Origin of the sequence: Bradyrhizobium sp. AUGA SZCCT0283, from assembly GCF_018130385.1 — a bacterium.
Classification (GTDB): Bacteria; Pseudomonadota; Alphaproteobacteria; order Rhizobiales; family Xanthobacteraceae; genus Bradyrhizobium.
This window is the reverse complement of sequence record NZ_JAFCLU010000004.1, coordinates 1-24,904: the sequence shown is the minus strand read 5'-3', so window position 1 is coordinate 24,904 and position 24,904 is coordinate 1. Positions and strand designations below refer to the sequence as shown.

Below are 24,904 nucleotides of genomic sequence, written 5' to 3'. Positions count from 1 at the left end.
GGCCGTTGGTCCGTGGCCAATCGGTTGTCAGGCTGCCCGGACCGAGTCCAGGAACTTGCCAACCTCGAGCTTGAGGCGGTTGCTGTCCGAGGACAGCGATTGCGCGGCCGCCAGCACCTGCGAGGAGGCCGAACCCGTTTCGCTCGCGCCGCGCTGCACGTCGGTGATGTTCGAAGAGACCTGCTGGGTGCCCTGCGCCGCTTGCTGCACGTTGCGGGAGATTTCCTGGGTGGCGGCCCCCTGCTCTTCCACCGCAGCCGCGATGGTCGAGGAGATTTCCGAGAGCCTTTCGATGGTGCCGCTGATCTCCTTGATCGCGCTCACCGACTCCTGGGTGGCGGCCTGGATGCCGGATATCTGCTGGCCGATCTCCCCGGTCGCCCTTGCCGTCTGTTCGGCCAGCGCCTTCACCTCCGACGCCACGACCGCGAAGCCGCGGCCGGCTTCGCCCGCGCGCGCCGCCTCGATGGTGGCGTTGAGCGCCAGGAGGTTGGTCTGGCCGGCAATGGTGTTGATCAGCTCGACGACGTCGCCGATGCGGGCTGCCGCTTTCGACAATTCGCTCACACGATCGTTGGTAGTGCGGGCCTGGTCCACAGCGTCATTGGCCATCCGCGCCGACTCCTGGACCTGGCGGCTGATCTCGTTGACGGAAGAGGACAGCTCTTCAGTCGCAGACGCCACCGACTGCACATTGGTGGAAGCCTCTTCGGAGGCCGCAGCCACCATCGTCGTGAGTTCCTGAGCGCGTTCGGCGGTCGACGTCAACGTATCGGCCGAAGCTTCCAGCTCCGTCGACGCCGACGACACCGTCTCGATAATTTCACCAACCGCGCCTTCGAAGCCATCGGCCAGCCTGGTCATCTCGGCCTTGCGCTGAACGGCCGCTCGCTTCTCGGTACTCTTCAACTCTTCACGATCGAAGCGCACGATAGCTTGCACCGTCTGCATATTGCGTGTCGCCACCCCGATCTCGTCATCGCGCTCGACCAGGACGCGACTGTCAAGCTTGCCTTCAGTGACGCTCCGCATCACACCGTTGAGCCGTTGCAACGGGCGGACGATGGCCCGGACAGTTTGCCGGCCCAGCAAGCCGCCAACCAGAATCCCCAGGACAAGCATGGCGACCGCAATTCCGAGCAGGATGGCGTATTGGCGCTCGGCAGTATCGTACTCGATCTTGGCTTCCTTGACCTGAATGGCCACCAGTTTTTCCAGGTCGGCCCTTGCAAGGTTGTATAGCTCTCGCGCCGGGCCGGAGAGCAGAGCTCCCAATTCTTCGTACTTGCGGTCTGCGAGCAGCGCCAGGCCTGGCTTCAGCCCCTTCTCCACATAGTTCATTCGCTTGGGCGTAAAGGCGTCAGCAACGCCCTTCTCCTCAGGCGTGAGATAGGTGGCCATATAGTTGCCCCAGACCTTGCCCACGGCTTCAAGATTAGCCGACACCCGACCGGCGACGTCCCCGACCGATTTTCCGGCGCGTCCATTCGCAACTGCCTCGAAAAGCAGAACCGTATTGTCCTTCATGCGGTCGTTGATTTCGAACAACTGGGCGAGCGGCACCGCGCGGTCCTCGTAGATCGATTTCAACCGACTGTTGCTGTCTCGCGTTGCCAGAAGGCCGGTCAATCCGATGGCCAGCAGGAACAATCCGAGGACCGAAACCAGGGTGACCAGGCGTGCATTCAGCGTGCCCGTGAAAATCGCGAGGCGATCCGCGAACGAACGACGACGGATGATGCCCGCGTCGATCCTGTAGGCGTGCGCCTTCTTCTCGCGCAGCAGCGCATAGACGTGCTCGGCTTCCGCGCGCTGGTCTGCCGGCAGTTTTGTCCTGATGGAGGTGTACCCGGTGATCTGACCGTTTTCCCGAACCGGGGACGCCGTAGCCAGAACCCAATAGAAGTCGCCGTTCTTGCGTCGGTTCTTGACCGCGCCCACCCACGGCTTGCCGGCCTTCAATGTCTCCCACAGATTTTCGAATGCCTCGGACGGCATGTCCGGATGACGGATGATGTTGTGTGGTTGGCCCATCAGCTCCGCTTCGGAAAAACCTGCAGCGTCGAGAAACTGATCGTTGAAATAGGTCAGCCTTCCCTTGAGGTCCGTCCGCGACGCAATCAGCGTATCGTCACTGATGGGATACTCGACGGCGGTAACCGGAAGATTGGTGCGCATTTCGTGCTCCTCCATACGCCTGGATTGCTCTTGCGTGATCCGCGGCAAGCCCGATGCGGCGTGATTCATCCTCCTCTGTGGTAGGTTCCAAACTTTCCCGATTGCCTTAAATTGTGCACCGTAAGACTACGGCAACTACGTTGAACTACGGACATACCGATGCTGTTGCGCAAACTGAGATAGTTCTCGGCTGACCGCACTACTGTAATTGCAGAAGGATTGGATCGATCGCGGGAGTCGATCGATTCGACGACGCGATCACCGCATCAGCTTCAGCGCGTCGGAAAAGAACTCTGGCCCGCCGAAATTTCCCGATTTCAGCGCGAGCAACATTTCGCCGTCTCCCGCACCGACGGCGCGCAGAACCGGCACCCCTGCAGCGATTTCTGCGCCGACGAGGAATCCGGGAATGCGCAACCTGTCGACGACGGCGCCTGACGTTTCGCCTCCGGCGACCACCAGTCGCCGCACGCCTGACCGCACCAGGCCTTCGGCGATATCCGCCATCGTCTGCTCAATGGCATGCCCGGCTGCATCGCGGCCATGACGAGATTGCAGAGCTGCAACCTGATCCGGCGTCGAACTGCTCGCGATCAGGATCGAACCGTCGCCGATTCGATCGCTGGCCCAGGCCAGCGCGCGCCGCGCCTCTGCAGGACCTGCAATGATCTGCTCGGGATCGAGATGCAGCACAGCCATCGTCCTTTCGGCGTTGGCGATCTGCGCCAGTGTCGCCTGCGAACAACTGCCCGCGAGGCACGCCGCCGGCCCGCCGACCGGCGCACCGGAATCCGCTCCCGCCAAACTCGACTTGATCTTGCCGGAGGCTGTCAGCGCCCGCGCGAGACCGAGGCCGATGCCGGATGCGCCGACGGACAGGCGATGATCCAGCGCGACGGTGCCGATGGTTTCCAGATCGCGGTCGAACACGGCGTCGACGATAGCAGCGCCGATACCTTTCCCTGCAAGATCGGCGAGACGTCCGCGAACGGCATCCACGCCGCGCGAAAGCGTAGCGAGATCGACCAGCCCGACCTTGGTCCGGCTCTGGCGCGCCAGCACCCGCACCAGGTTGGAATCGTGCATCGGGTTGAGCGGATGATCCTTCAGCGGGCTCTCGTTCAGCGGCACGGAACCGACGAACAGGTTGCCCTGATAGACGGTGCGGCCGGTTTCCGGAAAGGCCGGCGTCACCAGCACGATCGTATCGCCGGAATCGGCGCGCAGCGCGTCCATCACCGGGCCGATATTGCCGGCGTCGGTGGAATCGAAGGTCGAGCAGATCTTGAACAGCACGTGGCCGGCGCCGCGGCCGCGCAGCCATTTTTCGGCGGCGCGCGATCGAGACACGGCAAGACCGGCTTCGATCGAACGGCTCTTGAGCGACACCACCACCGCGTCGACCTCCGGCAGCGCGAGGTCGTCCGACGGTACGCCGATGGTCTGCACCGTGCGCAGGCCCTGACGGGTCAGCGTGTTGGCGAGATCGGAGGCGCCGGTGTAGTCGTCGGCGATGCAGCCCAAAGACAATTTCACGGCTTTACTCCGGCATAGGGCTTGAACCAGCCGAGGCCGTCGGTGGTCTTGGCCCGCGGGTTATATTCGCAGCCGACGAAGCCGCCATAGCCGAGCCGATCGAGCTCAGTGAACAGGAACGGATAGTTCAGTTCCTCGCCATCGGGCTCGTTGCGCGAGGGAATGCTGGCGATCTGGACGTGGCCGGTGATCGGCATCATCTCGCGCAGCCGCATGGTGACGTCACCGTGGATGATCTGGCAGTGATAGATATCGAACTGCAGCTTCAGGTTCGGGATCTTCAGCTCGGTGATCAGGTCGCGCGCGAAACCAAAATCGTTGAGAAAGTAGCCCGGCACATTACGGGCATTGATCGGCTCGATCACGACGTCGAGGCCGTGAGGCGCGAAGAACTCCGCCGCCCACGCCACCGATTTATAAAACTGCTCGACGGCTTTTGCATCGCTGCGATTGGCAATGCCCGCCATCAGGTGCAGCCGCTTGACACCGGTCGCCTTCGCGTATGGAAGCGCCGTCTCAAGGCTTCGCTTCAAATCGTCAAAGCGTTCCGGCAGCGCGGCAAAGCCCTTTTCACCGGCGTCCCAGTTGCCCGGCGGCAGATTGAACAGCGCCTGCGTCAGGCCGTTCTTTTTCAGCCGTTCGCCGACGGCCTCCGCCGGATGATCGTAGGGAAACAGGAATTCGACGGCGGTAAACCCCGCTCTTGCCGCCGCCTCGAAGCGGTCGAGGAACGGCACGTCGGTGAACATCATGGAGAGATTGGCGGCAAAATGCGGCATCGAGCGTCCCCTTCTTGATCTTGTTGCTATTTCGGTTCGCCAGGCAGATGCGTGCCGGTGACGCGGGCGTACATCCGCGCTACCGAGGCGTCGTCATCGCGCCCCATGCCTGATGCGGCCGTCATCAGAAACATTTGCAGCGCGGCGGCGGCGACCGGCACCGGGAATTTTTGCGAGCGCGCCATGTCCTGGATGATGCCGAGATCCTTCACGAATATCTCCACCGCGCTGCGCGGCGAGTAATCGCCGTCGAGCACATGCGGCATGCGGTTCTCGAACATCCAGGAATTGCCGGCGGACGCCGTGATCACCTCATAGACCTTGCGGATGTCGAGACCCTGCTTGGCGGCGAAGGCGATCGCTTCCGAGGCGGCGGCGATGTGCACGCCGGCCAGCAACTGGTTGATCATCTTGAAGGCGGCGCCCTGGCCGGCGTCATCGCCGAGCTCGTAAAGTTTTGCGGCCATCGCATCGAGCGCCGGGCGCGCTTTGGCAAACGCCGCTGGAGTGCCTGAAGCCAGGATCGTGAGTTCACCCTGCGTCGCACGCTGCGCGCCGCCGGAGATCGGCGCGTCGAGGTAGTGCCGGCCGGTTGCTTCCAACTGTTTGGCGAGCCGGCGCGCGATGTCGGGGTCCATGGTGGCGGAGGAGATGAACACGGCGCCTTTTCCGAGGGTTTCCGCGACCCCGTTGGGGCCGAACAGGATGGCCTCGGTTTGCGCCGCGTTGACGACCACGCTGACGACGATGTCGGCCGCCTTGGCAGCTTCCGCCGGCGTCCCGGCGCCCTTGCCACCGTCCGCCACGAACCGCGCCACGGAGTCCGCCGAGACGTCGCAGCCGGTCACTTCGAGCCCGGCGCGGCGCAGCGATGTCGCCATGCCATAGCCCATCGAGCCCAGCCCGATGACGGCAACGCGCGGTTTTGCGGATTCTGGCATGCGGCGGTCCCTCAATTGGTTTCATTCTAGCCGCCATTCGCCGGCAGCCTTGCCTCTGGGTATCACGGCTTGGCCGCGCTGCCAAAGCATGAGACAAGGCTTCAAAACGAGGTCAGTTCATGAGCGAAACCAGCATCCGCGAGGAAATCTGCCGCCTCGGCCGCTCGCTGTTCGAGCGCGGGCTGACGCCGGGCTCTTCGGGCAATATCAGCGTGAAACTCGACGACGGCGGCTGGCTGGTGACCCCGACCAATGCCTCGCTCGGCTCGCTCGACCCGGCGCGGATGTCGCGGCTCGGGCCCGACGGCCGGCTGGTATCCGGCGACGCGCCGACCAAGGAAGTGCCGCTGCACACCGCGCTCTACCAGACCCGCAGCGCCGCTCGCGCGGTCGTGCATCTGCATTCAACCCATTCGGTGGCGCTATCGATGCTGCCCGAGATCGACCCCCGCGCCGCACTGCCGCCGATGACACCGTATTATCTGATGAAATGCGGCCACACCGCGCTGTTGCCGTATTACCGTCCGGGCGATCCGGCGGTCGCTGACGCGATCAAGGGACTGGCCGGGAAATACTCGTCCGTGCTGCTCGCCAACCACGGGCCGGTGGTATCAGGCGATACGCTGGAGGCTGCCGTCTACGCGATCGAGGAACTGGAGGAGACGGCGAAGCTGTACCTGCTGCTGCGCGGACTGAACCCGCGCTATCTGTCGCCGGCGCAGGTGGAGGATTTGACTGACGTGTTTGGGCTGGCGCTGCCGGAGCATGGGGAGCATTCGTAGCAATTGTATGCCAACTCTCTCCACGTCATTGCGAGCGAAGCGAAGCAATCCATACCGCGGCGTAGGGATAGGTGGATTGCTTCGTCGCTTTGCTCCCTTGCGCAAACGCTTCGCGTTTGTCGCAGGCAATGACGCGGCGAGGCCGTGCATTACATCCCCAGATACGCCTTGCGGACATCCGGATTGGCGCTGATCTCCGCTGCACTTCCCTGCATCAGCACGCGGCCGGTCTGCAGGATGTAGGCGCGGTCGGCAATCTCCAGGCACTCGGCCATGCGCTGTTCGACGATCAGCACGGTCATCCCTGCGTCGCGGATGCGCTTCACGGCCTGGAAAATCTCGTCGACCAGCTTTGGCATGATGCCCTGCGACGGCTCGTCGAGCATCAACAGCCGCGGCCGCGTCATCAGCGCGCGGCCGATCGCCAGCATCTGCTGCTCACCGCCGCTTAGCGTCTCGGCGCGCTGCTCCAGCCGTTCCTGCAGGCGCGGGAACAGCTTGAACACCAGATCGAGCGGCGCCTCGCGGTTCGCGTCACCGCGATAGAGATAGCTGCCGAGCCTGAGATTGTCGCGCACCGACAGGCGCGGAAACAGCCGGCGGTTTTCCGGCACATAGGCAATGCCGCGCGAGGTGATGACATGCTGCGCCATGCCGTCGATCCGGGTGCCGTCGAACGACACGGTGCCGGAGCGCGGGCGCTCCGCGCCGGCGATCGTTTTCAGCAGCGTCGACTTGCCGGCGCCGTTGGCGCCGGCGACACAGACGATTTCGCCCTTCGCCACTTCGATCGAGACCGCCGAGATCGCGACCAGGCCCTGATAGGCGGTGGTGACTTCATGCACCGACAGCATGACGATCCCCCAGATAGGCGCTGATGACTTTCGGATCGCGAACGACGTCGGCAGGCTTGCCCTCGACCAGCACCTTGCCGAGGTCGAGCACGATGGCGCGGTCGACCAGCGGCATCACGATTTCCATGACGTGCTCGACCATCAATACGGTGACGCCGGTATCGCGCACCTTCCGCACCAGCTCGACGCCGGTCTTGGCTTCGACCGGCGTTAGCCCGGTGAGCACCTCGTCCAGCAGCAGCAGTTTCGGCTCGGTCGCCAGCGCGCGGGCGACTTCGAGCCGGCGCTTTTCGGACGGGACCAGATCGCTGGCCAACACATTCGTACGCGGGCCGAGACCGCAAAACTCCAGCACCTCATGCGCCTTGCGGCGGGCATCGCGCATCACGGTGGTACGGACCAGCGCACCGACGATGACGTTGTCGATGACCGTCATGGTCTCAAAGCTCTTCACGACCTGAAAGGTGCGGCCGACGCCGCGCTGACAACGCTCCGCCGCCGGCAACGCCGTGACGTCCTCGCCGTCGAAGATGATCGAGCCTTGCGTGGGCGGCAGCACGCCCGCGATCAGGTTGAATAGCGTGGACTTGCCGGCGCCGTTCGGGCCGATCAGGCCGACGATCTCGCCGCGTCCGACCGAGATCGAGACGTCGCTGTTGGCGATCAGGCCGCCGAAGCGCTGCCAGACACCGCGGGTTTCGAGGAGTGGCGTCGTCGTCATCGGGCCGCCTCCTTGCGCCTGGGCGCGAACAATCCGACCAACCCTTGCGGTCGCGCCAGCGAGATTGCGATGATCAGCCCGCCATAGACGATCAGGTCGACGCCGCGGCCGGAGCCGCCGATAAAAGAGCGGGTCAGCTCGGTCAACGGGATCAAGATCACCGCGCCCAGCATCGGCCCCCACAATGTTCCGATGCCCCCGAGCACCGCGGGCAGCGCCATTAGCAGCGAGAACTGGAAGCCCATCACGCTTTCGGGATCGATGTAGGAAACGAACTGCGCATAGAAGCTGCCGCCGACCGCGACCAGGAAGGCGGAAACCGCCGCCGCGCCCATCTTGGAATTGAACACGACCACCCCGAGGCTTTCAGCCGCTTCCGGATTGTCCTTTACAGCGCGCCACCAATAGCCCCATTTGGAATCCTCCAGCCACCAGGTGACGAACCAGGCGACGCAGGCCAGCGCCAGCGCGAAGTAGAAGTACGGCAATTTGCTGCGCGTGAACTGGAACTTTAGCCAGCTGTCGCCGCGCACGGGAATATCGATGCCCATTGCCGCGCCCGCCCAATCCCAGTTGTGGAACAGCAGCAGCCCGATCTCGGCGATGACGATGGTGGCGATGACGAAGTAATGTCCGCGCAGGCGGAAGCAGGGATAACCGAGCGCCATCGCGATGATTGCGGAGATTACGCCGCCGCCGATCATGCCGAACCATGGCAACACGCCGAACTTGGTGAACAGCAATGCCGTGGTATAGGCGCCGATTCCGAAATAGAGCGCGTGACCAAGCGAAATCTGTCCGCAATAGCCGGAGAGAATGTTCCAGCTCTGCGACAGCGCGCCCCACATCAGCGTCAGCACCATGATGTTCTGGACGTAGACGTCCTTGACGAACAGCGGCACCAGGGCTGCGATCGCAGCAAGACAGAATGCGAGGATGAGGTCGCGGCGGCGGCTTTTGGCGAAATTGGTATCCATCACATCGATCCGAACAGGCCGCGCGGCCGGACGAAGACGACAAGGAGATAGACCGCGTAAATGCCGACCGCCTTGAGCGAGGGCGGCAGCAGCAACGCGGTGGTGGCCTCGACGAGGCCGACGATGATGCCGCCGGCAAAGGCGCCGAACACGCTGCCGAAGCCGCCGAGCGCCACCGTCACATAGGCGATCAGCGCGAATGAAGCGCCGACATCCGGATAGATGTAGAAGAACATCGCCATGACCGCGCCTGATAGCCCCACCAGCGCCGCGCCGAGGCCCCAGCCCAGCGCGAACACCCTGTTCTTGTCGATGCCGACCAGCGCCACGGCGCCTGCGTCCTCGCGGGTCGCTTCGAGCGCGCGGCCGAAGTCGGTGCGATTGATGAAGAGATAGAGCGCGCCGAATGCGGCGATTGCGACCAGGGCGCCCACCAGTTGCGGCACGGGCAGGAAAATGCCGGCCACCGAAACGGTCTTGCCGCCAAGCCATGAATGGGTGACGCTGCGGTAGTCCGGCGTGAAGAAGTACTGCGCCAGGCCGCGCATGACGATCGCCAGTCCAAAGGTCGAGAAGATCTGCACCATGCCGGCATTGGCCTTGGCGCGCACGGCAAAGCGCACAATTAGCAGATAGACCACGGCCCCGAACACGAACAAGGCCGCGGCAACCAGCGGCGCCGACAGCAAGGGGTCGATCGCGAAGAACGCGAACAGGAAGAACGTCGCGTACATCGCGATCATCAGGAATTCGCCATGGGCGAAGTTCACGACATCCATCAGGCCGAAGATCAGCGCCAGGCCGACGGCGATGAGGCCGTAGAGCAGCCCCATGAGGAGGCCGCTCGCCAGGCTCTGGATGATGGTTTCAGCGGTCACGAGCGTGGCTCCAAGTACAGATCCTCATCCTGAGGAGCTTGCGAAGCAAGCGTCTCGAAGGATGGCGGCAAAAACGCACTGGTGGCCATCCTTCGAGACGCGCGCAAGGGCGCGCTCCCACGGGTGAACGCAATTGCGTTCATCCCGGGGATGAGGACCGGTGCCGCGGGATAACGGGAGCGCGGCATTCTATTTCATCGGCCAGACGGCTTCGGCGATGGCGGCCTGCGGCGGGAAGATGGTGACGAACTTGCCGCCGATATATTGCAGCAGCACCGGGTCGGCGTCGTTGTTCTGGCCCAGTTCGTCGAACTTGACGCGCTTCCAAGGCATGATGGTCTGTTCGCCCGGAATGTCGGTCGCCACCAGCGCCTCGCGGATCTTTTCGCCATCGGTCGACTTGGCGCGGTTGATGGCCTCCGCCATCACCAGGAGGCCCATGAACTGCCGCGACGTCAGATCGTTGAAGTCCTTGCCCGACTTCTCCTTGAACATGGCGTTGATCTTGCCGACCATCGGCCGCTTGGCCGCGAGATCGAGCGAGAAGCTGCCGCGCGAGATCACGCCTTCGAGCTTGTCGCCGACCGCATCATAGAGCGCCTTTTCGGAGAAGCCGGCGTCCTGCGCCACGATCGCGTTCGGCTTGTAGCCGAGCTCGGCCATGGTCTTGACCAGCAGGATGCCGTCGGTGGTGTAGCTCGAGGGCATCAGCACGTCGGCGTTCGCAGTCTTGAGCTGCTGCACTTCCGCCGACAGGGACGGTGAATTGGAGCGATACTTGATGTCGGTGGCGATCTTGTAGCCGCGATCGGCCGCCAGCTTGAGCTGGGTGTTGGCGGAGTCGGTGCCGAAGATAGTGTCCTCATGGAACAGCGACAGCGTGTCGATCTTGGCGCCCTTCTTCTTCATCGCGTCGAAGAAGTTGAACATGGCGGCCGAGAACATCTCGTCATGGGGAGCTGCGCGGAAATAGAATTTGAGGCCGCGGCGATGCAGGCTCGGCGAGGAATTGTCCGCCGAAATGAACGGGATCTGGTAGCGCTCGCAGATCTGGCTGACGGTGACGGCGACCGCGCTCTGGTAGGTGCCGACGACGGCGCAGACTTTTTCCTGGGTGATCAGGCGTTCGGTCTCGGCGCGGCCCTTCTGCGGATCGGCCTGGTGGTCGGCGAAGACGAGGCGGACCTTGGCGCCGCCGAGGCCGGGCAAGCCTTCGCCCTTCGCCAGCGGCAGATCGAAATCGTGGTTCTTGTTGATGATGTCGAGCGCGGTCTCGAACGACTTCTGCGCATCGACGCCCATCTGGGCGCTGGCGCCGGAGAACGGATAGATCACACCGATTACCACTTCGGAAGTTTGGGCGCGGGCGGCTACGGGTCCGAGCGCTGCGGCGGCGGTAGCTCCAAGCAAGACATTCCGGCGCGTGATGTTCATGGCGAGATCCTCTGTTGGTCGGTAACTATCGATGAAACGGTTGATGGTTACGGTAAAGCCTCAATGCGTGGCATTGATTGCATCAAAGCACGGCAAGCTGTTTGTTCATGAGATCGGTCACCAGCATCAATCCGGGCGCGTGCGTGATGGCAAACGGCACCTTGGCGGCTGCGATCACCGATTGCGGCGTGACACCACACGCCCAGAACACCGGAATTTCGTCGGCCCCGACCGGCACCGCATCGCCGTAATCGGGCTTGTTGATGTCGGCGATGCCGATCGAATGCGGATGGCCGAGATGAACCGGCGCGCCGTGCACGGAGGGAAAGCGCGACGTGATCTGCACCGCGCGGATTGCGTCCGCCGGCTTGAACGGCCGCATCGACACCACCATCGGCCCCGCGAACGGCCCTGCGGAACCGCAGGCGATATTGGTGCGGTACATCGGCACGCGCAGCTTGCGTTCGATATGACGGATCGGCAGGCCGTCCGCCAGCAATGCCTCCTCGAAGGAATAAGAGCAGCCGATCACAAAGGCGACCAGATCGTCGCGCCAGTGCGCCATGATGTCGGTCGGCTCTTCCACCACCTCGCCATCGCGCCACACGCGATAGCGCGGCAGGTCGGTGCGGATGTCGAGATCGATGCCGAGCGCGGGAATGCGGGGATCGCCGACATCGGACATGCCGATGATCGGGCACGGTTTGGGATTGAGCTGGCAGAACCGGTGAAACGAGGCGGCGAGCTTTTCCGGCAGGATCACCAGGTTGCCCTGGACGAAGCCGTTGGCGACGCCGGCCGTGGTGCTCGCCATGCCGGCGCGGCAGGCATGCCGGGCCGCGACGCTCGGCGATAAATCCGCCGTATCGTGGCCGGGTCGTTCTGTCCTCGCCAAGCCGGTCATCGTTGATCCCCGCTTCCAATCTTGTTGGCATCTACTCCCGCATATGGCTATGATAATGTCTAATCGTCTTTTCTAATCAAATTAGATAAATTTGATTTATCAATCTGCGGGCAGAGGGTGCATGACTGATTTCAAGGCAATTGAGACCTTCATGTGGGTGGTAACGCTCGGCAGCTTCCGCGGCGCGGCGCAGAAGCTCAACACCACCCAGCCCGCGATCTCGCAACGGATCGCCCAGCTCGAACGCGAAGTGGGCGTGAAACTCCTGCAGCGCGACCGCCGCATGGTGCTGCCGACGCCAAGCGGACGGCAGTTGATGGTCTATGCCGAGAAGCTGATCGGGCTGCGCTCGGAAATGCTGGCGGTGGTCGGCGACCGCTCGGCGATGCGCGGCGTGCTGCGGCTCGGCGTCGCCGAGACCATCGTGCACACCTGGCTGTCGCAGCTGATCAAGAGCGTCAATCACGCCTATCCAAATCTCTCGCTCGAAATCGAGGTCGACATCACCTCGAATTTGCGGACCCGGCTGCTCGCGCAGGAAATCGAGCTCGCGTTCCTGCTCGGCCCCCTGACCGCGCCAAGCGTCAGCAACCGCGTGCTGTGCGACTATCCGGTCGGCTTTCTCGCCAGCCCGTCGCTCGGGTTGGGCAACCGTCCATTGACGGTGCACGACCTGGCGAAATTTCCCATCATCACCTTCCCGCGCAAGACCCCGCCCTACGAGATCGTGCGCTCGCTGTTCAACCGCCCGGACCTGCCGCCGATGCGCCTGCACGCCAGTGCGTCGATCGCCACCGTCATCCACATGGCGATCGAAGGCCTCGGCATTGCCGTCATTCCAACCGCTATCGTCGAAAGCGAAATGGCCGACGGGCGGCTGCAATTGCTGTCGACCAACCTGCAACTGCCGCTACTGACGTTTTCGGCGAGCTGGCTGTCCTCCCCGGATACGGTCGCGGTGGAGCGCGTGGCCGAACTCGCCGCAAATCTTGCACAGGGCGGCGTCATTGTTGACGCGCCGCCGCTGGCGCGTCATTGAAAATGCGCGTCTCGCGTATCGTCTGAACTTCGGAACGGCCAATGACAAAAATCGCCTCCAACCTGCAAATCGACTCCGCCCGGCTGTGGGGCACCATTCACGAAACCGCCAAATTCGGCGCCACGCCGAAAGGCGGCGTGCGGCGGCTGACGCTGGGGCCTGAGGACAAGCAGGTGCGCGACTGGTTCCGGAACGCCTGCGAGGCCGCAGGACTGGAAGTCCATGTCGATGCGCTGGGTTCGATGTTCGCCCTGCGCAAGGGCCGCGACATGTCGAAGCCGCCGGTAGGCCTCGGCTCCCACCTCGACACGCAACCGACCGGCGGCAAATATGACGGCGTGCTCGGCACGCTGGCGGCGCTGGAGGTGGTCCGTACGCTCAACGATGCCGGGATCGAAACCGAGACGCCGATTTGCATCTGCAACTGGACCAACGAGGAAGGCTCGCGTTTCGCGCCGGCGATGATGGCCTCGGCCGCTTATGTCGGCGATTTCACCACCGACGACATTTTGTCGCGCCGGGATGCCGAGGGCGTCACCGTGGCGCAGGCGCTCGACAGCATCGGTTACCGCGGCGATCGCCCCGTGGGGACGCAGAAATTCTCAGGGTTCGTCGAACTGCACATCGAACAGGGCCCGATCCTCGAGGCTGAGAACAAGACCATCGGCGTGGTCGATTCCGGCCAGGGCGTGCTGTGGTATGACGGCAAGATCACCGGCTTCGAGAGCCATGCCGGCTCGACGCCGATGCCTTTGCGGCGCGACGCGCTGGCGACGCTGTCGGAAATCGTGCTGGCGATGGAGGCAATCGCGAAGAAGCACGGGCCGAAGGCCGTCGGCACCGTCGGCGAGGCGGTGATTGCCAACCCTTCGCGCAACGTCATTCCCGGCGAGATCGCCTTCACGGTCGATTGCCGCAGCGCGGATGCCGCCATCATGGATGCGCTGGATCAGGATTTGCGCGCCGCGATTGCCGAGATCGCGGCGCGGCGCAAGGTCGACGTCCAGTTCGATCTGATCTGGCGCAAGCCGCCGACGCATTTCGATCCCAAACTGGTGGACGCGGTGGAAAATGCCGCGAAGATGCTTGGGCTTTCGCACCGGCGCATCACTTCCGGCGCCGGCCACGATGCCTGCAACCTCAACACCGTGATCCCTGCGGCAATGGTGTTCGTGCCCTGCAAGGACGGCATCAGCCACAACGAACTGGAAGACGCCACGCAGGCCGATTGCGCGGCAGGCGCCAATGTGCTGATGCATACCGTGCTGGCGCTGGCCGGCGTCGCATCCTGATAATCAAGAACGAAGGGGGAAAGCCGTGCGCGGAGTGTTTGTCGACGCCAATGAATCGCTGGCCGTGATCTTCGAGCGGCTGCAGAAGCCAGGAGATCCCGAGGTGCGGATCCACCGAAATCCCGACATCACCTCGGATCAGTATCCCCGGATACTCGATGGCGCCGAGATCGCGATCGTCGATCACACGGCGCTGCCGACCGACATCGCAAGGAAGTGCGCCGGCCTCAAGCACGTCGTGTTTCTCGGCACCGGCGCGCGCAGCTACATGAACCCGGAAGAGCTCGCCGAGCTCGGGATCGAAGTACATCTGATCAAGGGCTATGGCGATACGGCGGTGGCCGAATGCGCGATCGCGCTGATGTGGGAGGGCGCGCGGGGGCTCGCCAAGATGGACCGCGGCATCCGCGCCGGCAACTGGCTGCGCGACGACGGCATGCAGCTCACGGGCAAGACGCTGGGCCTGATCGGCTTCGGCGGCATCGCGGCCGAGGTCGCACGCATCGCGATCGGCTCGGGCATGCGCGTCATCGCCTGGAACCGGTCGCCGAAGAAATATCCCAAGGTCGAGTTCCTCGATTACGACGAAGTGCTGACCGAGAGCGACGTGGTCTCGATCCATCTGCTCCTGAACGACGAGACGCGCGGCATAATCTCGCGTGCCTGCATCGAGGGGATGAAGCCCGGCGTCATCCTCGTCAACACCGCGCGTGGCGCCATCGTCGACGAGGAAGCCATGATCGACGCGTTGAAGTCGGGTCAGATCCGCCATGCCGGGCTCGACGTCTTCAACATCGAGCCGCTGCCGGCGGATCATCCGCTGACCAAGCTGGAGAACGTGACGCTGTCGGCGCATTCCGCCTTCCGCACGCCGGAAGCGAGCGAGAATTTGATGCGCGCGGCGTGGGAGCACTGCCGAAGGATTGCCAAAAAGTAGGGTGGGCAAAGGCGCGCAAGCGCCGTGCCCACCATCAACACTCCGCTAGAGGTGGTCGGCCTCGCTTTGTCCACCCTACGAAACTCGTCGAATCGATGCTCGACGAGCCCTACGGCAACGTCAGCGGCCGTCGCAAATCCGCCGAGCTGCTGAAGCGCATGAGGCAGCTCGACATCTCGCCGTGGCACCCCGACCCGATGGCCGCAATCGCCGGGGCCGAAAAGCGAGGGACCGCAATCTAGTCGCTTGTAGCGCTGGCGTCTCGGCGCAACCTTTGCGATAAAGCCTGCGGAGGACTTATAACTGATTGCCTGAACCGGGGGGCCATTTTGAAAACCATCATCATCACAAATGCAGAACTCGTGGAAATCGCAGAGCGCGATGAGTCACATTTCTTCGACACAAAAGAATTCGACGTAAGCGGTAAGTCCGTTCAAAAGATCGCAGTTGCGTTTTCAAACGCCGATGGTGGCGAGCTTATCATTGGAGTTCGAGATAAGAAACGGGGCGGTCAACCTACTGAGCGATGGGAAGGTATTGGCGAAATCGAAAAGCTAAATGCACACCTTCAGGCGCTATTCGACGTCATGCCCGCGCTCGACCTAAAATATGAATTTTTGAAACTCGACGGTGCGGCAGGATATGCCTTGCGTGTTCTAATCGAAAAGGGTTCACAAGTCTGCGCGACGGCTGACGGAACAATTTATCAGAGACAGGGTGCTCAATCGCTTCCGGTGAAAGATCCGGATCGAATACAACAATTGAGCTTCGCCAAGGGCGCTAGTTCATTTGAAGATGCTATTTTGCCCGACCTACCTGCAGAGCAAATTGTGGAGTCGGCCGAGATCGTATCATTTCTAGCCGACTACTCGCCGAAGACTGATCCACTCGATTTCGCGATCAACCAAAATCTGCTCGACTTTAAGACGTGGCAACCACGCAATGTGGGTGCATTGTTCATCCCGCACCAAGTGCTGTGATCCCGCGCAAGTGCGCAATCAAAATTACCCGATACGAAACGAAAGAGGATGATCCGGAACGAGAACACCTAGCCGAACAATTCTCCGTGTAGGGAGCGACCTATCGACTGATCCACGAGGCTGTCGCGAAGGTCAGCCAAATCATGTCGGGCATCGAGGTTTGGACCACCGCGGGTCTCAAAAAACTTGAGTATCCGCCCGAAGCGATCTGGGAGACCATAGTAAACGCGGTAGTCCATCGCGACTATTCCATCTCCGACGACATTCAAATTTTGATCTTCGACAATCGGATCGAAATCCTCAGCCCGGGAAAGCTGCCCGGATATGTCAACGTGGAAAACATCCTGAGTGCGCGGTTTTCTCGAAATCCAAAAATGGTTCGCACTCTGAATCGGTACAAGAACCCGCCCAACAAAGACTTAGGCGAAGGCCTGAACACCACATTTCAAAAAATGAAGGAGTTTGGTCTAAGAGACCCGGTGATTTCGGAAGATGGAAATTACGTCAAAGTGATCCTGCCTCACCTACCGCTCGCCGCGCCGACCGTGGCCATCATGGACTTCCTGAGAACCCACAAAGAAATCACAAATCGACACGCTCGCGACATTACTGGCATCAAATCTGAAAACCTTGTCAAAATCGAATTCTACAAGCTGCGAGATGAGGGGCATATCGAGCGCGTCCCCGGGAAGGCTGGACCGAAATCAGCGTGGCGACTGACGCCTAAAGGCAAGCGATACCTTGCCAATCACCCAAAAAACGATGGTCAGGCTGCTTAGGCCATGGGCGATATTGCGAAGGGGTTGTTTTACGTGACACGTGCCGATTGGCTGTCGTTATTGGCGTTGGGGATTTCAATAGCGCTTCCAATAATAACATTGGCGGGCAGGAAGTGGTTCATCGCGCAGATCGAGCGAGGTGTGCAGCATAAATTCGATCAAAAGATTGAAAAACTACGAAGCGAACTACGAATGAGCGAAACGGAAATTTCCACTTTGCGCGCGCAGGTGTTCAGCGGAGCTGGTAAGCGGGGCGAACTTCTTGACAAGCGGCGATTTCTAGCGGTCGACAACACTTGGGCAGCAATGGGCACTCTCGCGCCTTACCGGCTCGTTTCCGAGATGTTCATGCGCATCGATTTGAAAGTGGTGGAAGCAGACGCCTCGCATCCAAATCTACAGAGATTTTTCGGCGCGATAGCAGGGATTGCACCTAAAGAGGTGTCTCCGAATCTCTCCGCTCGGGCAGAGCAGCTTTATCTTTCACCTCTCGCTTGGGCCTATTTCCACGCCTACCAGACTACAGTGTTGATGCATTTCACAATGATCAAGGGTCTTGAGCATGGGCTGTCAAATGTCAGCAAATTAGTAAAGCTGGATCGCCTCAGAGAGATATTAAAAGCTGCATTGCCAAAGGATGCAAAGTTCATTGACGAATGCGAGGTTACGGATTTTGCGCTCTTTCTTGAGGATTTGGAAAAAGCGCTCGCGGTCGAATTACAGAAAATCCTAGACGGAAGGGAGGCGGATCAATCAGACCTTGCGCGCGCAAGGGCAATCGAAGCGGCTCTCAAGACTCTGCCGGACACGTCGCAGCCTCGGGAGTAATGAACGACACACCCGCAGAACAATGCGGGGTTTGCTCGGACATCGAGAAATGCAATCGACACGATGTCCCGGCAGCAAGCCGCCGACAAATCAACAACATTTCTCTTTTTTACACCGGCTACATCAGCGCGGTTACGATTTGATATCGTTGCGCTTTTTCGGCTCAGCACTCTGCCACAAGGGGAGAAGGGAAGTAGAGCGCTCGCTGCCACACATTCCGCCCTCACCTGAGGAGACCACGCAGCGGTCGTCTCGAAGGATGGCCGCGGGTGAGATCGGACCCTCATGGTTCGAGACACGCGTTCCGCGCTCCTCACCATGAGGGTCTGCCAGCTCAATCCACCATCTCAGCGACAGCCTTGCCGCACGCGACCGTATCAGCATTGCCGCCGAGGTCCCGCGTGCGCAGCGTGCGTTCGCCGAGCGTGCGCTCGATGGCGCCGACGATCGATTGAGCCGCGTCCTTCTCGCCGAGATGCTCCAGCATCATCGCGCCCGACCAGATCATGCCGATCGGGTTGGCGATACCCTGCCCCGCGATATCGGGCGCCGAGCCGTGCACCGGCTCGAACACCGACGGGAAATTGCCTTCCGGATTGATGTTGCCCGACGGCGCGATGCCGATGGTGCCGGTGCAGGCGGGGCCCAGATCGGAGAGGATATCGCCGAACAGGTTGGAGCCGACCACGACGTCGAACCAGTCCGGATGCAGCACGAAGTTCGCGGTGAGGATGTCGATGTGGTACTTGTCCCACTTCACTTTCGGATAGCTCTTCGCCATCGCTTCCACGCGCTCGTCCCAATAGGGCATCGTGATCGAGATGCCGTTGGACTTTGTCGCCGAGGTCAGGTGCTTCTTCGGCCGCGACTGCGCCAGATCGAATGCGAATTTCAGGATGCGGTCGACGCCGATGCGCGTCATCACGGTCTGTTGCGTCACGAATTCGCGGTCGGTATCCGGGAACATGCGACCGCCGACGGAGGAATATTCGCCCTCGGTATTTTCGCGCACCACCCAGAAATCGATATCGCCGGGCTTGCGGTTGGCGAGCGGCGACGGCACGCCGGGCATCAGCCGCACCGGGCGCAAATTGACGTACTGATCGAACTCGCGCCGAAACTTGATCAGCGAGCCCCATAGGGAAATGTGATCGGGGATTTTCGCGGGCCAGCCGACCGCGCCGAAATAGATCGCATCGTGCTTGCCGATTTTCGCCTTCCAGTCCTCCGGCATCATCTCGCCGTGCTTTTCATAATAGTCCCAGGACGCGAAGTCGAAATGATCGAAATGAACCGACACGCCGTGCTTTTTCGCCGCCGCCTCCAGCACGCGCAGGCCCTCCGGAACCACTTCCTTGCCGATGCCGTCGCCGGGAATGACCGCGATCCGATACTGCTTTTTGGCGCTGCTCATCGAGAGTTTCCTTGGCTGTTTGTCAGGCGGCTAATGCCGGTTATTTGATTGCCTTGCAATGGACCAAACCTGCCCCTTGCGCAACGCTGCACTGCAATGTTGACCGCCATGACGCCGCAAGCCTAACAATTTGCGGCCCCCTCTTTCTACCTCCCCTCACCCAAGCGAGAAATTCCATGGATCTGCATCTGCGCGGCAAGCGTGTCCTGATCACCGGCGCCTCCAAGGGCATTGGCGCGGCTGCGGCCGAAGCCTTTGCCGAAGAAGGCTGCGACGTCATGCTGGCCGCCCGCAACGGCGAGCAGTTGAAGGCGCTCGCCGAGCGGCTGCGTTCGGCGCACCAGATTGGCGCGACCGCCCATGTCGTCGACCTGCGCAAGGGCGAGGACATCGCAAGGCTCGCCAAGGAGGCCGCCGATATCGACATCCTCGTCAACAATGCCGGCGACATCCCGGGCGGCTCGATCGACAAGATCGACGAGGCGACCTGGCGTCACGCCTGGGAGCTCAAGGTGTTCGGCTACATCAATCTCACCCGCACGATCTATGCGCAGATGAAGGCGCGTGGGCATGGCGTCATCATCAACGACATCGGCGCGGCCGGCGAAAAGTTCGACGCCAACTACATCTGCGGCAGCGCCGGCAACGCCGCGCTGATGGCGCTCACCCGCGCACTCGGTGGCAAGAGCCTCGCCGACAATATCCGCGTGGTCGGCATCAATCCCGGCCCCGTCGGCACCGACCGCCACGTTACGCTGTTGAAGATGCGGGCCAAGAACCAGTTCGGCGACGAGAACCGCTACAAGGAATTCCAGAAAAACATGCCGCTCGGCCGGCCTGCGCATGCGCGCGAGATCGGTGACCTCATGGCGTTCCTGGCGTCGGACCGGTCGGGATATACGTCGGGGGTTATCTTTACGGTGGATGGCGGGCATACGGCGGGGTGGGGTTAGGCTGCTTGCAGCACCCACAGACCTCATCCTGAGGAGCATCGCGAAGCGATGCGTCTCGAAGGATGGGCCACGGGCTCTCATGGTTCGAGACGGCGCTATCGCGCCTCCTCACCATGAGGGTCTGGCAGGCGTCGGCGCGACACTTAACCCGTCGTCCGCTCGAACAACTGCCGGATCAGCGTCGTGATCCTCCCCTTCGGCGACATCATCTCGTACATGACGGTGAAGTGGTTCGCATCGGGAATTTCCTCGTACGTTACCGGCAATCCATATCGCGCGCGGTGGCCGGCGAAGTCGGCGGTCTGCTTGCGCAGCAGCGGCAGTTCGGCGCTGCCGACCACCAGCGACAGCGGTTTTAACGGACCGCCCTCCTGCAGCATCGGCGAGTTGCGGCGACAGGTTGCTTCATCCGCCCGCAGCTTCTCGTTGAGATAGGAATGGCGGATCGGTTCGAGATCGTAGATGCCCGAGATCGCCATCCCCGCTCTCACCCTCGGATGCGACAGCGCCATCGAGGTCAGGTGCCCGCCGGCGGACCAGCCCGATACCACGATGCCGCCGGCAGCGGCGCCAAGCACCGGCAATTGTCCGGTGAGGTAATCGATCCCGGCGTGGATCTCAGCGACGATTTCGTCCAGCGTGGCCTCCGGCGCCAGCGTGTAGCCGATCAGCGCGACGTTGATGCCATGCGTCATCGGCCCTTCGGCCATTACGGTAAAAACCTCCTTCGCCCGCGCCTGCCAGTAGCCGCCGTGGATAAACAGCAGCGTCGGCGCGCCGTCGGCCGCTTTCAGGAAATCGATCCGGTTGCGCTCGCGCGGCCCATACCGCAGGTCGAGATGCCCGGGGAAACGCTTGCGCATGTCGGCGGAGCGCTGCTCCCAGCCGGCGACCATCTCGGCACTGCCGGGCACGGCGACGCCGTTGTTGAGTCCGAGGTCCCGCGCCTCCTGGCTCATCGCGCGCCAGTCCAGCGCAGAAAACAATGTCGTCATGCAATATCTCCGGTCGGCCACAACTCTGGTGCGTTTCCACTTTGCCGCAAAATGTTCTACAGCACCATCTGCGACCAGGAAACGGAAACGAATGGAGATAGCGAAGTGGCGGATCAGGGGCTGGTGCGTGAGACGGCGTGTGCCATCGTCGGCAAGCTGAAATCGGGCGAAGTCACCCCGCTCGACCTGCTCGACGTGCTGGAAAAACGCATCGCCGAGGTCGACGGCAAGGTCAACGCGCTGCCGACGCTGTGCTTCGATCGCGCCCGCCAGCACGCCACCGCGCTGATGAAGAAGCCGGCCGGCGAGCGCGGGCTGCTCGCGGGGCTGCCGATCCCGATCAAGGACCTCACCAATGTCGCTGATGTTCTGACCACGCAAGGCTCACCGATCTACAAGGATAATATCCCGGCGAAGTCGGATATCCTGGTCGAGCATCTCGAAAGCAGTGGCGGGGTGATCTACGCCAAGTCGAACACGCCGGAATTCGGCGCCGGCGCCAACACCTTCAACGAAGTGTTCGGCCCGACGCGTAATCCCTGGGACACGTCCCGCTCCGCCGCCGGCTCGTCGGGCGGCGCGGCGGTGGCGCTCGCCACCGGCACCGCGTGGCTCGCGCACGGCTCCGACATGGGCGGTAGCTTACGCAACCCCGCGAGCTTCTGCGGCATCGTCGGCATGCGCCCCAGCATCGGCCGCGTCGCGCATACGGTCGTCGCGGCGGTCGATCGCAATCTCGGTGTCCAGGGCCCGATGGCGCGCAATGTGGAAGACGTGGCGTTGCTGCTCGATGCCATGAGCGGCGAGCATCCCGCCGATCCGCTTTCGCTGCCGGTGCTGCCGACATCGTTTCTGTCCGCCGCCCGTTCCGGCAGCAAGCCGAAGCGCGTCGCCTATTCGCCCGATCTCGGCATCACGCCGGTCGATCCTGAAGTCGCGGCCATCACCCGCAAGGCCGCGCAGCGCTTTGCGGAAGCCGGCGCCATCGTCGAGGAAGCCCATCCCGACCTGCGCGAAGCCCATGAATGCTTCCACGTGCTGCGCGCGTTCGACTTCGCGCTGTCCAAGGCGGCGCTGCTGCGCTCGAAGCGCGACCTGCTCAAGCCCGAGGTGATCTGGAACATCGAGGAAGGCCTGAAGCTGACGGTCGAGCAGCTCGAACGCGCCGAAGCACAGCGCGTCGCCATGACCGCGCGCACGCTGGAATTTTTCGACAAATACGATCTGTTGCTGACGCCCGCCACGATCGTGCCGCCGTTCCCGGTCGAGAACCGCTACGTCGCTGAATGCGCCGGCAAGAAGTTCGACAATTACGTCGAATGGCTCGGCATCGTCTACGCGATCACGCTGGTGTGCTGCCCCGCGCTGTCCTTGCCGTGCGGCTTTACCGCCTCGGGCCTTCCGGTCGGGCTCCAGGTGGTGGCGCCGCCGCGCGGCGAGGCGCAGTTGCTGGCGGGGGCCAAGGCGCTCGAGGACATTCTGGGCCTGCGCGGCACGACCCCGATCGATCCGCGGGCGCCGAAATAGAGAGCGCCGAAATGGAGGGAATATGGCCGACGAGAACGAGCCGCCGCGGGAAAGCAAGCTGACGCGCAGCAAGGCGCGCTGGGCGCGTGAGGGGAAGTTTCTCACCGGAAAAGTTTCGCGACCTGAAGAAGCGCGGCTGCCGCCGGGCCAGCATCTGACCAGGGATTGGCCGACGCTTGATCTCGGGCTGACGCCGAACATTTCGCGCGAGCGCTGGCGGCTCGATATTTATGGCGCGGTCGAAAATCCGATCTTCTGGGACTTTACGCAGTTTTCCGCGCAGCCGCAGAGCAAGTTCGTATCCGACATTCACTGTGTCACTACCTGGTCGCGCTACGACAATCAGTGGGAGGGGTTGGCAACGCGCGATCTGCTCGATGCCTGCCAGCCGCACGAGGAAGCGCGGTTCGTAGTGCTGCATTCCCATGACGGCTACACCACCAACCTGGCGCTGGAGGATTTCGCCGCCGAGGACGCAATCCTCGTCCATAGCTGGTCGGGTGCGCCGCTGGAACAGGAGCATGGCGGCCCGGTGCGGCTGGTGGTGCCGCATCTCTATTTCTGGAAAAGCGCGAAGTGGCTGCAGAGCATCGAATTTCTTGCAGAGGATGCGCCGGGCTACTGGGAAGTCCGCGGCTACCATAACCGCGGCGATCCGTGGCAGGAACAGAGATATTCAGCCGACTAAAGCCGCAACATTGACTGGGGAGAACGCCCGTGCCGACTGAACGCTTCCAATTCACCGGCGAAGGCGGCCATCAGCTTGCCGCCGCGCTGGATACACCGGACGGGCCAGCGCAGGCCTACGGGCTGTTCGCGCATTGCTTCACCTGCGGCAAGGACGTGCTGGCGGCGAAACGCATCGCGACCGCGCTGGCCGCGAAAGGGATTGCAATATTGCGTTTCGACTTTACCGGCCTCGGCTCCAGCGAAGGCGATTTTGCAAACTCGACCTTTTCCTCGAACGTTGCCGATCTCGTCCGCGCTGCCGATCATTTGCGTGAAACCCGTGGGGCGCCCGCGATCCTGATCGGGCACAGTCTCGGCGGCGCGGCGATCCTCGCTGCCGCCGGACGGATTCCGGATGCGAAGGCGGTCGTGACCATCGCGGCGCCCTCCGATCCCGTCCATGTCACCCATCTGTTCAGGGATCGCATCGAGGACATCCGCAAGCACGGCAAGGTGGAGGTACAACTGGCCGGCCGGCCGTTTCACATCAAACGCGAGTTTCTCGACGATATCGCCGAACACAGCCTGATGTCGCACGTCGCAAAGCTGCACAAGGCGCTGCTGATCATGCATTCGCCGACCGACGACACGGTCGGGATCGACAATGCCACGAACATTTTCGTCGCGGCCAAGCATCCCAAGAGCTTTGTGTCGCTGGCGGGCTCGGATCATCTGCTATCCGGCAAGCGCGACGCGGCCTATGTCGCCGGCGTCATTGCCGCCTGGGCCGAACGCTATATCGAGGCGGTCGCAGCGCAGCCCGCCGCTGCCGCGAGCGAGGCGCCTCGCAACGTCGTGGTGCGCGAAACCCGCAACAGCAAGTTCCAGCAGATCGTCACCTCAGGTCCGCATGAAATGGTGGCGGACGAGCCCGTTGCCGTCGGCGGCCAGGATAGCGGACCCGGGCCGTATGATTTCGTTCTCGCCGGCCTTGGCGCCTGCACGTCGATGACGATGCGGATGTATGCCGACCGCAAATCGCTGCCCGTCGAGCGCATCACGGTGACGCTCAAGCACAGCAAGATTCACGCGGAAGATTGCGCCGAATGCGAAACCCGCGAGGGCATGCTGGATCAGATCGATCGTGTCATCTCGATCGAGGGCGCGCTGGATGCCGATCAGCGCAAGCGCTTGATGGAGATTGCCGACAAGTGCCCGGTGCACCGGACGCTGACCTCGGAAATCCGGATCGTGACGAAGGCGGCAGATTAGCGGACGGGCCACGGGCCTTCATGGTTCGAGACGCGCCGCTTCGCCGCGCTCCTCACCATGAGGGTCTCAAACCTCGCCTGGTTCTCAGACCTCATCCTGAGGAGCATCGCGAAGCGATGCATCTCGAAGGATGAAAGCCCCACTGTCGAAACGCCTTCTAAAGCGTGATGGCATTAGCTTCGATAACCTGAGTTTTTAAGGTAGTTGGCGCATTCTTCGGGTGTGAAGGCGTCGA

24 protein-coding genes are annotated in these 24,904 nt (G+C 62.3%); 12 read left to right on the top strand and 12 right to left on the bottom strand.

Annotation, left to right across the window (positions count from 1 at the left end; all coding sequences use genetic code 11):
- Positions 1-27: 27 nt before the first annotated feature.
- The 4 genes from JQ624_RS07560 to ltnD all read right to left on the bottom strand — a co-directional run bounded on the left by JQ624_RS07560 (position 28) and on the right by ltnD (position 5,434).
- On the bottom strand, positions 28-2,178 hold the full coding sequence (locus tag JQ624_RS07560) for a methyl-accepting chemotaxis protein (protein ID WP_212418241.1): 2,151 nt from the start codon (positions 2,176-2,178) through the stop codon (positions 28-30).
- Between the two features lie 258 nt (positions 2,179-2,436).
- On the bottom strand, positions 2,437-3,714 hold the full coding sequence (otnK, locus tag JQ624_RS07555) for a 3-oxo-tetronate kinase (protein ID WP_212418240.1): 1,278 nt from the start codon (positions 3,712-3,714) through the stop codon (positions 2,437-2,439).
- Entirely contained in the window at positions 3,711-4,493 is a 783-nt protein-coding gene (gene otnI / locus JQ624_RS07550; protein WP_212418239.1) for a 2-oxo-tetronate isomerase, read from the bottom strand. Before otnI ends, otnK begins: the two co-directional genes overlap by 4 nt.
- A gap of 26 nt (positions 4,494-4,519) precedes the next feature.
- On the bottom strand, positions 4,520-5,434 hold the full coding sequence (gene ltnD, locus JQ624_RS07545) for an L-threonate dehydrogenase (protein ID WP_212418238.1): 915 nt from the start codon (positions 5,432-5,434) through the stop codon (positions 4,520-4,522).
- A 119-nt stretch (positions 5,435-5,553) separates the two neighbouring features.
- On the opposite strand from ltnD, the gene JQ624_RS07540 reads away from it, so the two are divergent.
- Positions 5,554-6,216, top strand: a complete 663-nt coding sequence (locus JQ624_RS07540; RefSeq protein WP_212418237.1) for an aldolase — start codon at positions 5,554-5,556, stop codon at positions 6,214-6,216.
- A 149-nt stretch (positions 6,217-6,365) separates the two neighbouring features.
- Here JQ624_RS07540 and JQ624_RS07535 read toward each other — a convergent pair whose 3' ends face one another.
- The 6 genes from JQ624_RS07535 to JQ624_RS07510 all read right to left on the bottom strand — a co-directional run bounded on the left by JQ624_RS07535 (position 6,366) and on the right by JQ624_RS07510 (position 11,984).
- Positions 6,366-7,070, bottom strand: a complete 705-nt coding sequence (locus JQ624_RS07535) for an ABC transporter ATP-binding protein (RefSeq protein WP_212418236.1) — start codon at positions 7,068-7,070, stop codon at positions 6,366-6,368.
- Positions 7,054-7,791 (bottom strand): ABC transporter ATP-binding protein, encoded by a 738-nt coding sequence (locus tag JQ624_RS07530; protein ID WP_212418235.1) that lies wholly within the window; start codon positions 7,789-7,791, stop codon positions 7,054-7,056. The genes JQ624_RS07535 and JQ624_RS07530 overlap by 17 nt, the downstream gene beginning before the upstream one ends.
- A complete protein-coding gene (locus JQ624_RS07525) occupies positions 7,788-8,768 on the bottom strand; it encodes a branched-chain amino acid ABC transporter permease (RefSeq protein WP_212418234.1) in 981 nt (326 codons plus the stop codon). Before JQ624_RS07525 ends, JQ624_RS07530 begins: the two co-directional genes overlap by 4 nt.
- A complete protein-coding gene (locus JQ624_RS07520; RefSeq protein WP_212418233.1) occupies positions 8,768-9,646 on the bottom strand; it encodes a branched-chain amino acid ABC transporter permease in 879 nt (292 codons plus the stop codon). Before JQ624_RS07520 ends, JQ624_RS07525 begins: the two co-directional genes overlap by 1 nt.
- Before the next feature lie 189 nt (positions 9,647-9,835).
- The gene (locus JQ624_RS07515) at positions 9,836-11,080 is read right to left on the bottom strand and encodes an ABC transporter substrate-binding protein (protein ID WP_212418232.1); all 1,245 of its coding nucleotides are present in this window, start codon (positions 11,078-11,080) and stop codon (positions 9,836-9,838) included.
- Positions 11,081-11,162: 82 nt separating this feature from the next.
- Entirely contained in the window at positions 11,163-11,984 is an 822-nt protein-coding gene (locus JQ624_RS07510; RefSeq protein ID WP_212418231.1) for a putative hydro-lyase, read from the bottom strand.
- A 121-nt stretch (positions 11,985-12,105) separates the two neighbouring features.
- Between JQ624_RS07510 and JQ624_RS07505 the strand changes: the two genes are divergently transcribed.
- The 7 genes from JQ624_RS07505 to JQ624_RS07480 all read left to right on the top strand — a co-directional run bounded on the left by JQ624_RS07505 (position 12,106) and on the right by JQ624_RS07480 (position 17,839).
- The gene (locus JQ624_RS07505; RefSeq protein WP_212418230.1) at positions 12,106-13,023 is read left to right on the top strand and encodes a LysR family transcriptional regulator; all 918 of its coding nucleotides are present in this window, start codon (positions 12,106-12,108) and stop codon (positions 13,021-13,023) included.
- Positions 13,024-13,064: 41 nt separating this feature from the next.
- Positions 13,065-14,315 (top strand): Zn-dependent hydrolase, encoded by a 1,251-nt coding sequence (locus JQ624_RS07500; protein ID WP_212418229.1) that lies wholly within the window; start codon positions 13,065-13,067, stop codon positions 14,313-14,315.
- 25 nt (positions 14,316-14,340) lie between these two features.
- A complete protein-coding gene (locus tag JQ624_RS07495; protein ID WP_212418228.1) occupies positions 14,341-15,252 on the top strand; it encodes an NAD(P)-dependent oxidoreductase in 912 nt (303 codons plus the stop codon).
- Between the two features lie 95 nt (positions 15,253-15,347).
- Entirely contained in the window at positions 15,348-15,494 is a 147-nt protein-coding gene (locus JQ624_RS07490; protein WP_212418227.1) for a hypothetical protein, read from the top strand.
- 87 nt (positions 15,495-15,581) lie between these two features.
- Positions 15,582-16,232 (top strand): helix-turn-helix domain-containing protein, encoded by a 651-nt coding sequence (locus JQ624_RS38475; RefSeq protein WP_249129531.1) that lies wholly within the window; start codon positions 15,582-15,584, stop codon positions 16,230-16,232.
- Between the two features lie 143 nt (positions 16,233-16,375).
- Positions 16,376-17,011, top strand: coding sequence for an ATP-binding protein (locus tag JQ624_RS38470; protein WP_249129529.1), 636 nt, complete (start codon positions 16,376-16,378; stop codon positions 17,009-17,011).
- Positions 17,012-17,014: 3 nt separating this feature from the next.
- Positions 17,015-17,839, top strand: a complete 825-nt coding sequence (locus JQ624_RS07480; protein WP_212418226.1) for a hypothetical protein — start codon at positions 17,015-17,017, stop codon at positions 17,837-17,839.
- 334 nt (positions 17,840-18,173) lie between these two features.
- On the opposite strand, the gene JQ624_RS07475 is transcribed toward JQ624_RS07480, so the two are convergent.
- Positions 18,174-19,253: a tartrate dehydrogenase gene (locus tag JQ624_RS07475; RefSeq protein ID WP_212418225.1), complete on the bottom strand. Its 1,080-nt coding sequence runs from the start codon at positions 19,251-19,253 to the stop codon at positions 18,174-18,176.
- A 176-nt stretch (positions 19,254-19,429) separates the two neighbouring features.
- Between JQ624_RS07475 and JQ624_RS07470 the strand changes: the two genes are divergently transcribed.
- Positions 19,430-20,206 carry an SDR family oxidoreductase gene (locus JQ624_RS07470; protein ID WP_212418224.1) on the top strand — a complete coding sequence of 259 codons (777 nt, stop codon included), beginning with the start codon at positions 19,430-19,432 and terminating at the stop codon, positions 20,204-20,206.
- A gap of 143 nt (positions 20,207-20,349) precedes the next feature.
- Here JQ624_RS07470 and JQ624_RS07465 read toward each other — a convergent pair whose 3' ends face one another.
- Entirely contained in the window at positions 20,350-21,201 is an 852-nt protein-coding gene (locus JQ624_RS07465; RefSeq protein ID WP_212418223.1) for an alpha/beta hydrolase, read from the bottom strand.
- Positions 21,202-21,306: 105 nt separating this feature from the next.
- On the opposite strand from JQ624_RS07465, the gene JQ624_RS07460 reads away from it, so the two are divergent.
- From JQ624_RS07460 to JQ624_RS07450, 3 genes are read left to right on the top strand one after another with little or no spacing between them, the layout of a single operon-like run.
- Positions 21,307-22,728 (top strand): amidase family protein, encoded by a 1,422-nt coding sequence (locus tag JQ624_RS07460; protein ID WP_312014387.1) that lies wholly within the window; start codon positions 21,307-21,309, stop codon positions 22,726-22,728.
- Positions 22,729-22,750: 22 nt separating this feature from the next.
- Entirely contained in the window at positions 22,751-23,416 is a 666-nt protein-coding gene (locus JQ624_RS07455) for a sulfite oxidase-like oxidoreductase (protein WP_212418221.1), read from the top strand.
- A gap of 29 nt (positions 23,417-23,445) precedes the next feature.
- Positions 23,446-24,669, top strand: coding sequence for a bifunctional alpha/beta hydrolase/OsmC family protein (locus tag JQ624_RS07450; RefSeq protein ID WP_212418220.1), 1,224 nt, complete (start codon positions 23,446-23,448; stop codon positions 24,667-24,669).
- Positions 24,670-24,904: the final 235 nt, after the last annotated feature.

What these genes read in the sequence shown, in the direction of transcription:
- JQ624_RS07475 (WP_212418225.1), bottom strand. Translation starts at nt 19,253, where the DNA reads ATGAGCAGCGCCAAAAAGCAGTATCGGATCGCGGTCATTCCCGGCGAC.
- JQ624_RS07540 (WP_212418237.1), top strand. Translation starts at nt 5,554, where the DNA reads ATGAGCGAAACCAGCATCCGCGAGGAAATCTGCCGCCTCGGCCGCTCG.
- JQ624_RS07530 (WP_212418235.1), bottom strand. Translation starts at nt 7,791, where the DNA reads ATGACGACGACGCCACTCCTCGAAACCCGCGGTGTCTGGCAGCGCTTC.
- JQ624_RS07515 (WP_212418232.1), bottom strand. Translation starts at nt 11,080, where the DNA reads ATGAACATCACGCGCCGGAATGTCTTGCTTGGAGCTACCGCCGCCGCA.
- JQ624_RS07500 (WP_212418229.1), top strand. Translation starts at nt 13,065, where the DNA reads ATGACAAAAATCGCCTCCAACCTGCAAATCGACTCCGCCCGGCTGTGG.
- JQ624_RS07505 (WP_212418230.1), top strand. Translation starts at nt 12,106, where the DNA reads ATGACTGATTTCAAGGCAATTGAGACCTTCATGTGGGTGGTAACGCTC.
- JQ624_RS07525 (WP_212418234.1), bottom strand. Translation starts at nt 8,768, where the DNA reads ATGGATACCAATTTCGCCAAAAGCCGCCGCCGCGACCTCATCCTCGCA.
- JQ624_RS07455 (WP_212418221.1), top strand. Translation starts at nt 22,751, where the DNA reads ATGGCCGACGAGAACGAGCCGCCGCGGGAAAGCAAGCTGACGCGCAGC.
- ltnD (WP_212418238.1), bottom strand. Translation starts at nt 5,434, where the DNA reads ATGCCAGAATCCGCAAAACCGCGCGTTGCCGTCATCGGGCTGGGCTCG.
- JQ624_RS07490 (WP_212418227.1), top strand. Translation starts at nt 15,348, where the DNA reads ATGCTCGACGAGCCCTACGGCAACGTCAGCGGCCGTCGCAAATCCGCC.
- JQ624_RS07470 (WP_212418224.1), top strand. Translation starts at nt 19,430, where the DNA reads ATGGATCTGCATCTGCGCGGCAAGCGTGTCCTGATCACCGGCGCCTCC.
- JQ624_RS07560 (WP_212418241.1), bottom strand. Translation starts at nt 2,178, where the DNA reads ATGCGCACCAATCTTCCGGTTACCGCCGTCGAGTATCCCATCAGTGAC.
- JQ624_RS07465 (WP_212418223.1), bottom strand. Translation starts at nt 21,201, where the DNA reads ATGACGACATTGTTTTCTGCGCTGGACTGGCGCGCGATGAGCCAGGAG.
- JQ624_RS38470 (WP_249129529.1), top strand. Translation starts at nt 16,376, where the DNA reads ATGTCGGGCATCGAGGTTTGGACCACCGCGGGTCTCAAAAAACTTGAG.
- otnI (WP_212418239.1), bottom strand. Translation starts at nt 4,493, where the DNA reads ATGCCGCATTTTGCCGCCAATCTCTCCATGATGTTCACCGACGTGCCG.
- JQ624_RS07535 (WP_212418236.1), bottom strand. Translation starts at nt 7,070, where the DNA reads ATGCTGTCGGTGCATGAAGTCACCACCGCCTATCAGGGCCTGGTCGCG.
- JQ624_RS07480 (WP_212418226.1), top strand. Translation starts at nt 17,015, where the DNA reads ATGGGCGATATTGCGAAGGGGTTGTTTTACGTGACACGTGCCGATTGG.
- JQ624_RS07510 (WP_212418231.1), bottom strand. Translation starts at nt 11,984, where the DNA reads ATGACCGGCTTGGCGAGGACAGAACGACCCGGCCACGATACGGCGGAT.